At 60.2% G+C, this 14,671-nt stretch carries 15 protein-coding genes; 8 read left to right on the top strand and 7 right to left on the bottom strand.

Annotated elements, in window-relative coordinates:
* Positions 1–199 precede the first annotated feature (199 nt).
* Positions 200–1,096, bottom strand: coding sequence for a LysR family transcriptional regulator (locus tag DBR44_RS14650; RefSeq protein WP_124644761.1), 897 nt, complete (start codon positions 1,094–1,096; stop codon positions 200–202).
* Between the two features lie 149 nt (positions 1,097–1,245).
* On the opposite strand from DBR44_RS14650, the gene aceB reads away from it, so the two are divergent.
* From aceB to DBR44_RS14620, 6 genes are all read left to right on the top strand, one after another.
* On the top strand, positions 1,246–2,841 hold the full coding sequence (gene aceB, locus DBR44_RS14645) for a malate synthase A (RefSeq protein WP_124644760.1): 1,596 nt from the start codon (positions 1,246–1,248) through the stop codon (positions 2,839–2,841).
* Positions 2,842–3,066: 225 nt separating this feature from the next.
* The gene (locus DBR44_RS14640; protein WP_124644759.1) at positions 3,067–4,026 is read left to right on the top strand and encodes an ABC transporter substrate-binding protein; all 960 of its coding nucleotides are present in this window, start codon (positions 3,067–3,069) and stop codon (positions 4,024–4,026) included.
* Between the two features lie 132 nt (positions 4,027–4,158).
* A complete protein-coding gene (locus tag DBR44_RS14635) occupies positions 4,159–5,061 on the top strand; it encodes an ABC transporter permease (protein ID WP_103523356.1) in 903 nt (300 codons plus the stop codon).
* The gene (locus DBR44_RS14630) at positions 5,058–5,852 is read left to right on the top strand and encodes an ABC transporter ATP-binding protein (RefSeq protein WP_124644758.1); all 795 of its coding nucleotides are present in this window, start codon (positions 5,058–5,060) and stop codon (positions 5,850–5,852) included. The genes DBR44_RS14635 and DBR44_RS14630 overlap by 4 nt, the downstream gene beginning before the upstream one ends.
* Before the next feature lie 281 nt (positions 5,853–6,133).
* The gene (locus tag DBR44_RS14625; protein ID WP_124644757.1) at positions 6,134–6,829 is read left to right on the top strand and encodes an SIMPL domain-containing protein; all 696 of its coding nucleotides are present in this window, start codon (positions 6,134–6,136) and stop codon (positions 6,827–6,829) included.
* A 93-nt stretch (positions 6,830–6,922) separates the two neighbouring features.
* Positions 6,923–7,534, top strand: a complete 612-nt coding sequence (locus DBR44_RS14620) for a glutathione S-transferase (RefSeq protein ID WP_124644756.1) — start codon at positions 6,923–6,925, stop codon at positions 7,532–7,534.
* Between the two features lie 58 nt (positions 7,535–7,592).
* On the opposite strand, the gene DBR44_RS14615 is transcribed toward DBR44_RS14620, so the two are convergent.
* Positions 7,593–7,925, bottom strand: coding sequence for a YnfA family protein (locus tag DBR44_RS14615; RefSeq protein ID WP_199731062.1), 333 nt, complete (start codon positions 7,923–7,925; stop codon positions 7,593–7,595).
* Between the two features lie 42 nt (positions 7,926–7,967).
* Positions 7,968–8,867 carry a LysR substrate-binding domain-containing protein gene (locus tag DBR44_RS14610; protein ID WP_124644754.1) on the bottom strand — a complete coding sequence of 300 codons (900 nt, stop codon included), beginning with the start codon at positions 8,865–8,867 and terminating at the stop codon, positions 7,968–7,970.
* 94 nt (positions 8,868–8,961) lie between these two features.
* Here DBR44_RS14610 and DBR44_RS14605 point away from each other — a divergent pair, with 94 nt between their 5' ends.
* Together DBR44_RS14605 and DBR44_RS14600 are read left to right on the top strand one after the other, a co-directional pair.
* Positions 8,962–9,231 (top strand): DUF2917 domain-containing protein, encoded by a 270-nt coding sequence (locus DBR44_RS14605; protein ID WP_158613625.1) that lies wholly within the window; start codon positions 8,962–8,964, stop codon positions 9,229–9,231.
* 16 nt (positions 9,232–9,247) lie between these two features.
* Positions 9,248–9,853: a glutathione S-transferase family protein gene (locus DBR44_RS14600; protein WP_124644752.1), complete on the top strand. Its 606-nt coding sequence runs from the start codon at positions 9,248–9,250 to the stop codon at positions 9,851–9,853.
* A 1-nt stretch (position 9,854) separates the two neighbouring features.
* Here the strand turns inward: DBR44_RS14600 and DBR44_RS14595 are convergent, their stop codons facing one another.
* From DBR44_RS14595 to DBR44_RS14580, 4 genes are all read right to left on the bottom strand, one after another.
* A complete protein-coding gene (locus DBR44_RS14595) occupies positions 9,855–10,115 on the bottom strand; it encodes a TfoX/Sxy family protein (protein ID WP_124644751.1) in 261 nt (86 codons plus the stop codon).
* Between the two features lie 94 nt (positions 10,116–10,209).
* Positions 10,210–12,111 carry a molecular chaperone HtpG gene (htpG, locus tag DBR44_RS14590; RefSeq protein ID WP_124644750.1) on the bottom strand — a complete coding sequence of 634 codons (1,902 nt, stop codon included), beginning with the start codon at positions 12,109–12,111 and terminating at the stop codon, positions 10,210–10,212.
* Positions 12,112–12,183: 72 nt separating this feature from the next.
* Entirely contained in the window at positions 12,184–13,146 is a 963-nt protein-coding gene (gene xdhC, locus DBR44_RS14585; protein WP_124644749.1) for a xanthine dehydrogenase accessory protein XdhC, read from the bottom strand.
* An 83-nt stretch (positions 13,147–13,229) separates the two neighbouring features.
* Positions 13,230–14,585, bottom strand: coding sequence for a nucleobase:cation symporter-2 family protein (locus tag DBR44_RS14580; RefSeq protein ID WP_124644748.1), 1,356 nt, complete (start codon positions 14,583–14,585; stop codon positions 13,230–13,232).
* Positions 14,586–14,671 lie beyond the last annotated feature (86 nt).

Genomic DNA, 14,671 nt, shown 5'->3' with positions numbered 1-14,671 from the left:
AACGCAATGCCATGCCTATTTGACAGCAGTTTGCCCCACTGCAAGCCTGGCTCTCCACTATTTAACAAAATGCGACAAGGCACCATGACATCGGTCTGAATGACCGGCAGGTCGGGACTATCGTCATGGCCGAGCAAGCGCGACCATTACCGGCGAAACAAGGGCGATTGCACACCGTGGGCAGCGTCGCGCTGGCTCATTAATCCCAATAGCCCGGTGCGGTGTAAATCTGCCGTAAATGCTCGATGAAATGCCGTACCCGCGCCGGCAGGAAGCGCCGCTGCGGCACCACGGCATACACCGGGTAGTCTGGTGCGGCAAACTGGTCGAGCACCGTGACCAGCCGCCCTTCCGACACATCGTCCTTCACCTCCCACAACGAGCGCCAGGCCAGGCCCAGACCCTGCAAGGCCCAGTCATGCAACACTGCGCCGTCATTGCACTCCTGCCGCCCGGCTACGCGCAGATTGATCAGCTCGCCATCGCGCTCGAAGCTCCAGCCGCGACTCTGGCTTTCGCCCAAGGACAGACAGTTGTGGCTGGCCAGCTCTTCCAGCGTGCGCGGAATGCCATGACGCGACAGATAGGCGGGCGAGGCCACCACCACCCGGCGGTTTTCTGCCAGCCGCATCGCCACCAGCGAGGAGTCGGCCAGATCGGAAATACGAATGGCGCAGTCGATGCGTTCGCGCTGCAAATCGATCAGGCGGTCGGACAAATCCAGCGTGACCCGGATATCCGGCTGTGCCAGCTGGAAGGCCGCAATATGCGGTGCCACATGACGCCGGCCAAAGCCGGCCGGAGCCGACACCCGCAAATGGCCGCGCGCCCGGCCACTGCCAGAGGCAACCGCGGCCTCGGCCTCGGACAGCTCGGACAGGATGCGCAAACAATCTTCAAAAAACGCCGCGCCCTCCTGCGTCAGGGTTACGCTGCGGGTGGTGCGCACCAGCAATTTCACCCCCAGCCGCTCCTCCAGCGCATCCAGCCTGCGCCCTATCATGGCCGGCACCACACCCTGCTGGCGCGCGGCTGCCGACAGGCTGCCATGATTCACCACCGCAACAAAGGTTTCCAGCTGCTTGAATTCACTCATTGCACACTTAAAAGTAAAAGATGTTATGCCTATTTATGCATTTTTTTTTACTGTTTGGCTAGATACACTGGCTGTCATCGCAATGCAGCATTTTGATCAATCAGGACGGCAAGTTCGCCGCCCACGGCAATTCAATCAGGAGCAAGCACATGGCTATCACCCTTCCGCAAGGCGTGGAAATCCTCGCCCCGCTGACCCCGGCGTTTGAAGAAATCCTCACCACCGAGGCGCTGGCCTTTGTCGCCAAGCTGCACCGCCAGTTTGAAGCACGCCGCCGCGAACTGATCGCCGCCCGCGTGGTACGCCAGGCCGAACTGGATGCTGGCAAGCTGCCCGACTTCCTGCCGGAAACCGCCGCCATCCGTGCCGGCGACTGGAAAATTGCCCCGCTGCCGCAGGATCTGCTGGACCGCCGTGTGGAAATCACCGGGCCGGTTGACCGCAAGATGATGATCAACGCGCTGAATTCCGGTGCCAAGAGCTTCATGGCTGACTTCGAGGACTCCAACTGTCCGAGCTGGGAAAACCAGATCAGCGGCCAGATCAATGTGCGCGATGCCTATCGCAAGACCATTTCCTTTGCCAATCCGGACGGCAAGCAATACCGCCTGAACGACAGCGTGGCCACGCTGATCCTGCGTCCGCGCGGCTGGCACCTGATGGAAAAGCATGTCACCGTAGATGGCGAGATTGTCTCCGGCTCGCTGTTCGACTTTGCCCTGTCCTTCTTCCACAACATCGCCTATCTGCAAAGCGTAGGCAGTGCCACCTATTACTACCTGCCCAAGATGGAAGGCCACCTGGAAGCACGGCTGTGGAACGATGTATTCGTGTTTGCGCAAACGGAACTGGGCATCGCACAAGGCAGCATCAAGGCCACCGTGCTGATCGAAACCATTCTCGCGGCTTTCGAAATGGACGAAATCCTCTACGAACTGCGCGAACACAGCTCCGGCCTGAATGCCGGCCGCTGGGACTACATCTTCAGCTGCATCAAGAAGTTCAAGCAGAATCGCGACTTCTGCCTGGCCAACCGCGCACAGATCACCATGACTGTCCCCTTCATGCGTGCCTATGCCCTGCTGCTGCTCAAGACCTGCCACCAGCGCAACGCCCCGGCCATCGGCGGCATGGCGGCACTGATTCCGATCAAGAACGATCCGGTGGCCAATGAAAAAGCGCTGGGCGGTGTGAAAGCCGACAAGGACCGCGATGCCACCGACGGCTACGACGGCGGCTGGGTAGCTCACCCGGGCCTGGTACCGATTGCCAACGAAGCCTTCACCCGAGTACTGGGCGATGCGCCCAACCAGATTGCCAAGCAGCGCCCGGATGTGAATGTGAGCGCGGCCGATCTGCTGAATTTCCAGCCGGAAGCACCGATCACCGAGGCCGGCCTGTCGATGAACATCAATGTGGGCATCCAGTACCTGGGTTCCTGGATTTCCGGCAACGGCTGCGTGCCGATCCACAATCTGATGGAAGATGCCGCAACCGCAGAAATCTCCCGCTCGCAGATCTGGCAGTGGATTCGCAGCCCCAAGGGTGTGCTGGATGATGGCCGCAAGGTCACGGTAGAACTGTTCCGCGAACTGCAAGCGGCTGAAGTCGCCAAGCTGAAGGCTGAATACGGCAGCCGCTGGAGCAAGCAATACGAAGACGCGGCCGGCATGTTCGACCTGCTGACCACCTCGGACGACTTTGTCGAGTTCCTGACCCTGCCAGGCTACGACTACATCGATTAAACGATCGACCCTATAGCTGGCAATTTGCCAGCTTACACTCATGCGGCCCGTGATCCGGGCCGCTTTTTTTATGCCTGCCACCCGAATGGGCAACTTCCTGTCTCCAATATCCAATTTCAGCCATTTTATTGCGCATCGCAACAAGAAAAATCTTTGGCATTGGAATAAAATTGCGCGAAATAAACATTTTCCAAAAAAATCTATCCTGACTCACAAGGAATCGCCATGTCCCTACGCCATCGCCAACTGCTGGCCGCTGCCGCCGCCGTGCTCTCCCTGTCTGCCGCCGCTGCAGAAATGCAATCGGTCGCCATTACCGCCATCGTCGATCACCCGGCACTGGATGCCGCACGCAAGGGTGTGACCGATGAACTGAAAGCCGCCGGCTACGGTGAGGACAAGGTCAAGGTGCAGTACCAGAGCGCCCAGGGCAACCCGGCCACCGCCGGCCAGATCGCCCGCAAATTCGTGGGTGACAAGCCGACTGTCGCGGTAGCCATCGCCACCCCGTCGGCCCAGGCGCTGGTCGCCGCCAGCAAGACCCTGCCCATCGTGTTCACCGCCGTGACCGACCCGGTTGCCGCCAAGCTGGTCAGCAACTGGAAAGCCAGCGGCACCAATGTGACCGGCGTATCCGACATGCTGCCGCTGGGCCCGCAGGTTGATCTGATCCTGAAAGTGAAACCGACGGCCAAGCGTATCGGCATGGTCTACAGCCCGGGTGAAGTGAACTCCACCATCGTGGCCAAAGAGCTGAAAGCCGAGCTGGCCAAGCGCGGCATGACCCTGGTGGAAGCACCGGCCGCGCGTACCGTAGACGTGGCCCCGGCAGCCAAAAGCCTGATCGGCAAGGTTGATGCCATCTATACCAGCACCGACAACAATGTGGTGTCCACTTACGAATCGCTGGTTGCCGTGGCCAACCAGGCCAAGCTGCCGCTGATCGCCTCGGACACCGACTCGGTCAAGCGCGGTGCCATCGCTGCGTTGGGCATGAACTACTACGATATGGGCCGCCAGACCGGCAAGATCGTGGTACGTCTGCTCAAGGGTGAAAAAGCCGGTGCCATCGCGCCGGAAGTGGGCAGCAAGCTGAGCCTGACCGTTAACCCGGCAGCTGCCATCAAGCAAGGTGCCCCGCTGTCGGCCACCCTGCTCAAGGAAGCCCAGAACACCGTCAAGTAAGCAAGACCTGCGCAGCGCTGCCCTGATGGCCTCGCGGCCGTCGGGGCTTTGTCCGTCACCATCGCCCTGCCTGCCAAGGCAGGGTCTGCCGGCTCCCCCTACCCGGGCAGCCGGTTTGTCGTAGAGGTTTTCATGTCCCTGATTTCACTGATGGGCGCGCTGGAAATCGGCCTGATCTTTGCGCTGGTCGCACTGGGTGTGCTGATTTCCTTTCGCCTGCTCAACTTCCCCGATCTGACCGCCGACGGCAGTTTCCCGCTGGGCGGCGCCGTCGCCGCCGTACTGATTGCCGGCGGCCATGATCCCTGGCTGGCCTGTGGCCTGGCGGCCATCGCCGGTGCCGCAGCCGGCTGGCTGACCGCCTGGCTGAACGTGCGCCTGGGCATCCTGCAATTGCTGGCCAGCATTCTGGTGATGATTGCGCTGTACTCCATCAACCTGCGCATCATGGGCGCGCCCAATATTGCCCTGATCGGCCTGCCCACCGTATTCACCCCCTTCATCAGCACCGTCAATGACAATGCCTGGCTGATCCAGCCTGCCGTACTGGCCGTCATCGTGGTACTGGCCAAGCTGCTGCTGGATGCCTTTTTTGCCTCCGAAGCCGGGCTGGCGCTACGCGCCACCGGAGCCAATCCGCGCATGGCTCGCGCCCAAGGCATCTCCACCGACCGCATGACGCTGGCCGGCATGGCGCTGTCCAATGCGCTGATTGCCCTGGCTGGCGCACTCTATGTGCAAACCCAGGGTGGAGCGGACATTTCCATGGGTATCGGCACCATCGTTGTGGGCTTGGCTGCCGTGATCATTGGCGAAACCCTGCTGCCACCGCGCAGCCTGTGGCTGGTGACGCTGGCCACCGTGCTGGGAGCCCTGTTGTATCGCCTGCTGATTGCACTGGCGCTTAACGCCGACTTCATCGGCCTGCAAGCGCAGGACCTGAACCTCATTACCGCCGTATTGGTGGGCCTGGCACTGGTACTACCCAAGATCAAGGCCAAACTGCGCAACAAGCAAGGAGGACGCACCGCATGATGCGCGCCGACAATCTGTTCAAGACCTTCAACCCCGGTACGCCACTGGAAAACCCGGTGCTGCGCGGCCTGTCGCTCACCATCGAGTCCGGCCAGTTTGTCACCGTGATCGGTAGTAACGGGGCCGGCAAATCCACCTTTCTGAATGCCATCAGCGGCGACATCAGCCCGGATAGCGGCAGCCTCAGCATCGATGGCCAGGATGTGACACGCCAGACAGCCTGGCAGCGCGCCGGCCTGGTGGCCCGGGTTTTCCAGGATCCACTGGCCGGTACCTGCGAAGGCCTGTCCATCGAGGAAAACCTGGCCCTGGCCATGCAGCGTGGCCAGGGCCGCGGCCTGTCGCGGGCAGTCAAAGCCAGCTATCGCGAGCAGTTCCGCGCCAAGCTGGCCACCCTGCAACTGGGGCTGGAAAACCGGCTGGGTGACCGCATGGGTCTGCTGTCCGGTGGCCAGCGCCAGGCCGTGAGCCTGCTGATGGCATCCTTGCAGCCTTCACGCCTGTTGCTGCTGGATGAACACACTGCCGCGCTGGACCCCAAAACCGCCGCCTTCGTACTGGAACTGACCGACCGCATCGTCAGCGAAAACAAGCTGACCGCGCTGATGGTGACCCACTCCATGCGCCAGGCACTGGACCATGGCCACCGCACCGTCATGCTGCACCAAGGCCGCGTGGTGCTGGATGTCAGCGGCGAGAAACGCAGCCGCATGGATGTTCCTGACCTGCTCGCCATGTTCGAGCAGACGCGTGGCGAAAAGCTGGACGACGACGCCCTGCTGCTAGGTTAAGAGCAGCTAACAAAATAGCATCGCGTCCCTGACGCAAGGCGCGCCGACACAGACAGTACAAGGGTACGGCCAGGAGGCGCAACGCAGCAGCAGGGGTTTTGTTAACGGCGCTAATGCAAACAGTAGCTGCACCACCTGACCGGCCGCCATCAGCTGTGGCAGCCGGTCAGATGCCAGATGCCCCGCGACCATGCTCGCTGCCATTTCTCCATTTTGTATGCGAACCTTCTGCCTCGTTCATGTTCAAAAGTTTGTTTGAAAAACATACGCAGGGAGATTGCATGGAAAATATTCGGATTCCCGTCCTGGTTTGGGCTGGTTTGTTAAGCGTTTCCACCTTTGCCGTGGCAGCTGACGGCATCGAACTGCGGCTGTCCGGCTCTGCCCAGCAAGAAGTGGCCAATGACCAGATTCAGGCCACGCTCTATCTGCAGGACAAGAGTGATCAGCCTGCCGTGCTGGCAGACCGCCTCAACAAAGGCATCTCCCGTGGCATGGCAAACGGCAAGTCCTACCCGCAGGTAGAGCTGAGCAGCGGCAGCTACAATAGCTGGCCCAGCTATGACAAGAGCGGCAAGATCATAGGCTGGCAAGGCCGGGCGGAAATCCGTCTGAAAAGCCGCAACATGACGCAGGCGGCAGAACTGGTGGCCCAACTGCAGAAAACCATGTTGCTGGAGGGTGTACAGTTTAGTGTTTCCGACAGCGCACGCCGCGCAGCAGAAAAAGCCATGATTCCGGTCGCGCTGGCAGAGATGCAGGAACAAGCCGACATCACCGCCAAAACACTGGGAAAAAGCCGCTTCACCATCAAGGAACTGGAATTCGGCAATGCCGCCCCCTCCTATCGCCCGCCCATGATGATGCGCGCTGCAGCGGCCCCCATGGCCAAGGAGATGGACGTCGCCCAGCCAGACTGGCAGCCGGGACAAAGCCAGCTGCAACTGCAGATTACCGGCAAGATCGAACTCAACTAGGGCTTTATGCATGGGCAGCCATGCGCTAAAGTAAGCACATAACGGGCTGAGTTCATCAGCCCGCTTTTATGACCCGCCGAGCACCCTACCACCATGAAACTGATTGCCTCCCTCACCAGCCCGTATGCCCGCAAGGTACGCATTGTGCTGGCCGACAAGAAGATTGATTGCCCGCTGGAAGAGGACATGCCATGGAATCCGGACAGCCAGGTCCCGCATTACAATCCGCTGGGCAAGGTCCCTGTACTGGAATTGGATGACGGCAGCACCCTGTTCGACTCGCGGGTCATCGTGGAATACCTGGACAATATCTCGCCGGTGGCCCGCCTGCTGCCACAGGAAAACCGCCGCCTGATCAATACCCGCCGCTGGGAAGCACTGGCCGATGGCATCACCGATGCTGCTGTGGCCATCGTACTGGAACAGCGCCGCCCGGCGGACAAGCAGATGCCGGAATGGATCGCCCGCCAGCAGGAAAAAGTGGACCGCGGCTTGGCCGCCCTGTCGGCCGATCTGGGAGAGCGCCAGTGGTGCAATGGCGAGAGCTACAGCCTGGCGGATATCGCTGTCGGCTGCTGTCTGGCCTACCTGGGCTTCCGCTTCCCCGCCATCGACTGGCGCACAGACTACCCCAACCTCGCCACCCTGCTGGAGCGATTGTCTACCCGCCAATCCTTCATTGACACCCAGCCACCAGCAGGCTGAGCAAAGCACATAAAAAAACCGGGCCCGTCCCGGTTTTTTGTTTCAGTCCGCACCACGCTCATGACTGCCGCGGTGCCAGCATGATCACGCCCATCCCCAGCAGTGCCAGCAAGGCCCCTAGCAAGTCCCACATCCCCGGCCTTACACCATCGACCAGCCATAACCACAGCAAGGCCGCCACCACGTAAACACCGCCATAAGCGGCATAGACACGCCCTGCGGCTGCCGGATGCAGGGTCAGCAACCAGACAAACAGCAGTAGCGAAAAGGCAGCCGGTAGCAGCAGCCAGATAGAGCCCTGCTGCTTCAGCCACAACCAGGGTAGATAGCAGCCGGTAATCTCTGCCAGCGCTGTCAGGCCAAACAAAAGCAATAACTTCAACAATGCCACCGCGGTTTCCCTTTAAATCCATTTAGCTGCAATGCGGCAAGATCAGCCAGCAGCCTGCGCCAATTCCTGCTGATACACTGCGACCTCTTCGGCCATCCAGCCGGCGAAGTCACGCTGTTTGCGCTGCGAGCTTTCACGTGCTGGCCACACCAGCCAGTGCGGGTAGGGATAAGGCACCACAATATCACTCACCTGCACCAGCGTGCCGGCCTGCAAGGCCGCCTGCACCAGGCTGCGCCGCTCCAGCGCCACCCCCAGCCCCTGCTGCACCGCCTGCAATACCAGATTGGAATCATTGATCCACAAACCGGCCTGGGCCGGTTCGGCCACACCGGCAGCCTGACACCAGCCCATCCAGCTCTCCAACGTGCGTACCACCGGCCCTGCCACAATCGCGGCAGGCGTGCGCGGCAACTGTCCTTGACGGAAGGTCGGCGCAGCGACCACCACCAGTTCGTCGTCAAACAGATGCTGCTGTTGCAGCCCCTCCCAATCGCCCTGCCCCATGCGGATACCAATGTCCACCAGACCCTGACGCAAATCCTGGATATCCAGGCTGGCACGCAGACTGATGCGGTATTGCGGGAAGCGGGCCTGAAAGCGTGGCAGGCGCGGCAGCAGCCAGTGCGCGCCAAACGATGGCAACACCGCCAGCACCAGCTCGCCGTCACGCGGCCGCGCCTGTACCAATCGTGTAGCTTCGGTTAATTCTGCCAGGCCTATTCTCACCTGCAGCGCATAGAGCCGGCCATCTTCAGTCAGCCGTAAACCCCGTCCTTCACGCAGGAACAGCACCACGCCCAGCAGCTCTTCCAGCAGCTTGATTTGCTGACTGATGGCGGAATGGGTCACATGCAGTTCGCTGGCGGCCTGGGTCACGCTGCCCAGGCGGGCCAGTGCTTCAAAACTGCGCAGGGCAGATAGCGGTGGCAAGGGTCTCATGTAAATAAAACTAACATTAATCCCGAATAAATATCAATTTTCAGCAGCCAGGCTGCCGCTTATAGTGAAGTCACCCCCACGAAAGGAGATGACCATGCCCCATTCATTAAGGCTGGAACTGGCAGATGGCGAGCTACTGGTGATACAGCTTTCCCGGCGCTGCCAGCTGTTTGCCCGCAGCGGTTCGCACTGGCTGACGATTGATGGCCGGGACATTTGCCTGCGCGATGGAGAATCTGCCGATCTGCCCGCTGGCAAGTTATTGCTGGAAGGCCGTGGCCAACTGGAAGTACGGCTCTGCGCCAACCAGGCCGAAACGCAACATGCCTGGTTCAGGCTGGGCAGCCACTACCAAACCGTTTGATCAGCAAAGGACAATCATGCAACTGATAGGCATGCTGGACTCTCCTTATGTACGCCGTGTCGCCATCAGCCTGCGACTGATGGACATTCCCTTCAGTCACCGCGCGGTATCGGTATTCCGCCATCTGGCCGAGTTTCAGGCTATCAATCCGGTGGTGAAGGCGCCAACCCTGATTCTGGACGATGGCAGCACGCTGATGGATTCCACCCTGATCCTGGACTATCTGGATGCCTGCCAGCCACAACGCAGCCTGATGCCGCAAGCCCTGCCACAACGCCAGCGTGCGCTGCGCTTGCTGGGACTGGCGCTGGCTGCCATGGAAAAAAGCGTGCAGCTGATTTACGAACTGCAACTCCGTCCGGAAGACCGGCGTCACCAGCCATGGCAAGAGCGGGTGTCTGCCCAACTGCTAGCGGCCTACACCCTGCTGGAGCAGGAATTGACCCGGCAAGCGCTGGACATCACAGCACTGGATCAGGCTGGTATCAGCATCGCGGTCGCCTGGCGCTTCAGCCGTGAGCTCCTGCCACAGCAACTGAACTGGGTAGATTTCCCGCAACTACAGCAATGGAGCACGCAAGCCGAAGCCCTGCCCGCCTTTGTAGCCACACCCTTTGAGTAGGCTATTCTCCGGGCGGCTCTTGCTGTTCCAGTTGCAATAGCAGCGACAGCCGCTGCTCACGCGCCACCTGTTGCCACGGCTGGTCATCCAGCGCGCCTTGCAGCGCCCACAACAAGTTGAGGCTTGCCTGAGGATGGCGTTGTTTCACCAAACGGTAGCTGGCTACCACACCGTACTGGGCCAGCTGTGCGAACGTGACAATGCCGACATCGGCCAGCATCCGCCGTGATGCCGGCCCCAGGTTGCGCCAAGGTTTACTCATGGCCACTCCTTTGCCACGGGATAAATGAAAACCGCCCCAGACACGCGGCAAGCCGGTGATCTGGGGCGGTTTCGGTGTACAGCTGGTCGCGAGCTTAGGCCGACAGCTCCAGCAGCAGCTTATTGATGCGCTTGACGAAGGTGGCCGGGTCTTCCAGCTTGCCGCCTTCTGCCAGCAGGGCCTGGTCGTACAGCACCTGGGCCAGATCAGCCGCACGGCCGGCATCGGATTCTTCAGCCAGACGCTTCACCAGTACATGCTCCGGATTGATTTCCAGCGTAGGCTTGCTGACTTCCACCTTCTGGCCGGCTGCTTTCAGCATACGTTCCAGATGCGCACTCATATCGTGCTCACCGGCAACCAGGCAGGCCGGGCTATCGGTCAGGCGCACGGTAGCGCGCACTTCCTTCACCTTGTCACCCAGCGCGCTCTGCACTTTTTCCACCAGCGGCTTGGCAGCTTCTTCAGCCTGCTTTTGCGCTTGTTTGTCGGCTTCGTCTTCCAGCGCGCCTAGGTCCAGTGTGCCCTTGGCCACCGACTGCAGCGACTTGCCATCAAACTCGAACAGCGAACCCACCACCCACTCATCCACGCGGTCGGTCAGCAACAACACTTCCACGCCCTTCTTCTTGAATACTTCCAGGTGCGGGCTATTGCGGGCAGCGGCCAGGGTATCGGCGGTAATGAAGTAGATCTTGTCCTGACCTTCCTTCATGCGGCCGATATAGTCGTTCAGGCTGACTGCCGGTTCATCGCCGTCCACTGCGGTGGAGGCAAAGCGCAGCAGCTTGGCAATGCGTTCCTTGTTGGCGTGATCTTCACCCACGCCCTCTTTCAGAACCTGGCCGAACTCTTTCCAGAAAGCGGCATATTTCTCGGTCTGATTGGCCGCCAGATCTTCCAGCAGACCCAGCACTTTTTTCACGCAACCGGCGCGAATGGCATCGATATCCTTGCTTTCCTGCAGGATTTCCCGCGAAACATTCAGCGGCAGATCGTTGCTGTCGATCACCCCGCGCACAAAACGCAGGTATTGCGGCATCAGCTTGTCGCTGTCTTCCATGATGAACACGCGGCGTACATACAGCTTGATACCCTGCTTGCGTTCGCGGTCCCACATATCGAACGGCGCACGCGCCGGGATGTACAGCAGCTCGGTGTATTCCTGACGGCCTTCGACACGGGCGTGGCTCCAGGCCAGCGGATCGGTGAAGTCATGCGCCACGTGCTTGTAGAATTCGGTGTACTGCTCGTCGCTGATCTCGTTCTTGCTACGAGTCCACAGCGCAGAGGCCGCATTGACGGCTTCCAGCTCGTCGCTTTCGATCACCTCGCCGTTTTCGCCGTAGCTGCTGCCCTTCTTCATCAGAATGGGGATGGAGATATGGTCGGAATAGGTACGTACGATGCGCTTGAGCGCCCAGTCGGCCAGCAGTTCGTCTTCGCCTTCCTTCAGGTGCAGCACGATGTCGGTACCTCGACCGGCTTTTTCCACCTGTTCCAGCGTGTATTCACCCTCGCCTTGCGATTCCCAGCGGATGCCTTCAGCCGTATTGCTGCCGGCACGACGGGTGGTGAGGCTGACCTTGTCAGCCACGATAAAGGCCGAGTAAAAACCAACGCCGAACTGGCCGATCAGGTTGGCATCTTTCTTGGAGTCACCGGACAGCTGCTCGAAGAAGGCCTTGGTACCGGATTTGGCAATAGTGCCGATATTGGCGATCACCTCGTCACGGCTCATGCCGATGCCGTTGTCGGAGATGGTGATGGTGCGGGCTTCCTTGTCGAAGCTGACCGTGATTTTCAGCTCGGCATCATTCTCGAACAACTCGGGCTTGGCCAGACCTTCAAAACGCAATTTGTCGGCAGCATCCGATGCATTGGAGATGAGTTCTCGCAGGAAGATCTCCTTGTTGGAATACAAGGAGTGGATCATCAGGTGAAGGAGTTGCTTGACTTCGGTCTGAAAGCCCAGGGTTTCTTTCTGTGCGCTCATGGTCTCTATTCATCAGTAGTTGGGTAATGGTGAGCTGACAGATAGGGGCAGTGCTGACCGATTTCAATACCCTTACCCAGAATGCGGTCGCGGCGGGGCACTGCCGGGCAGCTGCAGCAGTTGTGCCACCACGGCAATGGCGACAGCCGCAGGTTGGCGGCTGTCGATACCGGCGATGCCAAGTGGACAGCGTATCGAAGCAATCTGCCCCAGTGGCGAACTGCCCATCAGGCGCAGATTAAAGCTGGCCAGCTTGCTGTGGCTGCCCAGCAAACCGACAAAGCGCGCGTCACCACGCTGCAGTATCTGTTCGACCCAGCAAAAATCCAGCACATCGCTGTGCGTCATCACCAGCCAGCAGGCATCTGCCGGCAAGCGGCTGATCAGTTCCACGCCGCCCTGCAGTGTCGTGATATGGTCCGGGCAATCCGCAGGAAACATAGCCGGCCGGCTATCCAGCCAGAGCAGCCGGACGGGCAGCTCGCCCAGCAGGCGGCTCACCGCGCGTCCGACATGGCCGGCACCGCACAGCACCACAGTCAGCTCGGGAGCGGCCAGATCGTCCTGCAACAGCATCGGCTCGGCCAGCCAGCGCACGCCTTCACCTTTACCGGCAGGCCAGCTGCAGCTGATGGGCAAAGCAGAATCCAGCCGCAGCGTGCGCCGCAATACCCGGCCCTGGCTTCTGGCCTGCCAGGCTAGCTCCAGCCAGCCCTCATCCTGCTTGCCCAGTTTTTCAAACAACAACCACACCTGACCGGCGCAACAATAATCACCAGCCGGCCCCAGATGAAAACACTCGCAATGCCGTACCGCTTGTGGCTCAGCCAGCAGGCGACGGGCATGCATGCTCGCCTGCTGCTCCAGCCAGCCCCCGCCCAGCGAGTCGGCCTGCCAGTCGTCAGCCAGCGCCAGCCGGGCACCGGTTTCACGCGGCACCTGCCCCTGGCTACGCACCACGGTCACCAGCATGGCCTGGCCTTGTTGCGGCAGTTGCCGCCGTAATACGGTCAGCCAATCGCCATCGAGCAGCATCGCCCCTTCCTTTTCATGGCGGCCCGTCAAGCAGGTAATGGACCCGCTGGCAGGCGGGTCGGTTGGTTCAGTATCCCGACGGTTCAGTGTCCCGGCATCGACATCACTTCGGTTGCACTCGCCTCGGACAGATCCTCCTTACTCAAGCCATTAAAAAAGGCATTCAGCACCACCGCAGTCAGACTGGCTAGCAGAATGCCGCTGTGCAATAGCGGAGCCATGCCCGCCGGCATCTGGCCAAAAAAGTCTTTGGCGACGGTGGGAATCATGCCCATGCCCAGGCTGATGGCGACGATGTACAAGTTGTAGCGGTTATGGAAATCCACCCGCGACAACACCTTGATACCAGTAGCCAGCACCATGCCGAACATCACGATACCGGCCCCGCCCAGCACGAAGGGGGGAATGGAGGCCACCACGATGGACATCTTGGGTACCAGGCCGAAGGCGATCAGGATAAAACCTGCCATCACGCACACCCAGCGGCTGCTGACCCCGGTAATGCTGACCAAGCCGATGTTTTGCGAGAATGAGGTATGCGGGAAGGTATTGAACATGCCGCCCACCATCGTCCCCAGCGCATCCACTCGTAGGCCGCGGACCAGATCATCCCGCTTGACCGGACGATCGATGATTTCGCCCAGCGCCAGGAACATGCCCATCGACTCGATGAACACGATCAGCATCACCACGGTGAGGGTAACGATGGACCACAGCTCGAAACGCGGCGCACCAAACTTGAAGGGGGTAATCAGGGCAAACCAACTGGCATCCTGCAAACCGTTGAAATCCACTTTCCCCAACAGCAGTGCAATGCAGAAACCCAGCACCAGCCCCAGCAAGATGGAGATATTGGCCAGGAAACCACGGGCAAAACGGATGATCAGCAAAATGAAGATCAACACGCTGAGCGAGATGCCCAGATAGAGCGGGCTGCCATAATCAGGCGAGCCCAGCCCGCCAGCCGACCAATTGATACCGACACCGATGATGGACAAGCCGATGGAGGTAATCACCACCCCCGTAACCAGCGGTGGGAAAAAGCGGATCAAGCGGCCGATCAGCGGCACCAGCAGCAAAGACAGCAGCCCGGAGGCCATGGTGGCACCAAAGATGCCGGGTAGTCCCAGAGCCGGATTCTGGCCGATGGCGATCATCGGCCCCACCGTGGCAAAAGTCACCGCCATGATGACCGGCATACGGATACCAAAACCCTTGCAGCCCAGGCATTGCAACAGCGTGACCAGACCGCAGCAGAACAGGTCGGCACTGACCAGAAAGGCAATTTGCTCCTTGGGCAAGCCAACCGCACCACCGACAATCAGTGGCACTGCGACCGCCCCGGCATACATCACCAGCACGTGTTGCAAGCCCAGCGTGAACAGCTGCACCAGCGGCAGCTTTTCGTCCACCGGATGAACATTTTGCGTCGAGCTCATCGAGTCTCTCCTTCGCATGAGTCTTCCGCCAGCGCAAAAGACGCTGCACGGGCGGGTGGCTCGCCAGGCGACAGGCGTGACGGGGC

Source organism: Aquitalea sp. FJL05 (genome assembly GCF_003852595.1).
In the GTDB taxonomy this organism is placed as follows: Bacteria; Pseudomonadota; Gammaproteobacteria; order Burkholderiales; family Chromobacteriaceae; genus Aquitalea; species Aquitalea aquatilis.
The sequence above is the reverse complement of the archived record's forward strand: the minus strand, read 5'-3'. Positions and strand labels throughout refer to the sequence as shown.

Bases quoted from the DNA above. Each gene is read 5' to 3' on its own strand.
- DBR44_RS14650 (WP_124644761.1), bottom strand. From the start codon at position 1,096: ATGAGTGAATTCAAGCAGCTGGAAACCTTTGTTGCGGTGGTGAATCAT.
- aceB (WP_124644760.1), top strand. From the start codon at position 1,246: ATGGCTATCACCCTTCCGCAAGGCGTGGAAATCCTCGCCCCGCTGACC.
- DBR44_RS14640 (WP_124644759.1), top strand. From the start codon at position 3,067: ATGTCCCTACGCCATCGCCAACTGCTGGCCGCTGCCGCCGCCGTGCTC.
- DBR44_RS14635 (WP_103523356.1), top strand. From the start codon at position 4,159: ATGTCCCTGATTTCACTGATGGGCGCGCTGGAAATCGGCCTGATCTTT.
- DBR44_RS14630 (WP_124644758.1), top strand. From the start codon at position 5,058: ATGATGCGCGCCGACAATCTGTTCAAGACCTTCAACCCCGGTACGCCA.
- DBR44_RS14625 (WP_124644757.1), top strand. From the start codon at position 6,134: ATGGAAAATATTCGGATTCCCGTCCTGGTTTGGGCTGGTTTGTTAAGC.
- DBR44_RS14620 (WP_124644756.1), top strand. From the start codon at position 6,923: ATGAAACTGATTGCCTCCCTCACCAGCCCGTATGCCCGCAAGGTACGC.
- DBR44_RS14610 (WP_124644754.1), bottom strand. From the start codon at position 8,867: ATGAGACCCTTGCCACCGCTATCTGCCCTGCGCAGTTTTGAAGCACTG.
- DBR44_RS14605 (WP_158613625.1), top strand. From the start codon at position 8,962: ATGCCCCATTCATTAAGGCTGGAACTGGCAGATGGCGAGCTACTGGTG.
- DBR44_RS14600 (WP_124644752.1), top strand. From the start codon at position 9,248: ATGCAACTGATAGGCATGCTGGACTCTCCTTATGTACGCCGTGTCGCC.
- DBR44_RS14595 (WP_124644751.1), bottom strand. From the start codon at position 10,115: ATGAGTAAACCTTGGCGCAACCTGGGGCCGGCATCACGGCGGATGCTG.
- htpG (WP_124644750.1), bottom strand. From the start codon at position 12,111: ATGAGCGCACAGAAAGAAACCCTGGGCTTTCAGACCGAAGTCAAGCAA.
- xdhC (WP_124644749.1), bottom strand. From the start codon at position 13,146: ATGCTGCTCGATGGCGATTGGCTGACCGTATTACGGCGGCAACTGCCG.
- DBR44_RS14580 (WP_124644748.1), bottom strand. From the start codon at position 14,585: ATGAGCTCGACGCAAAATGTTCATCCGGTGGACGAAAAGCTGCCGCTG.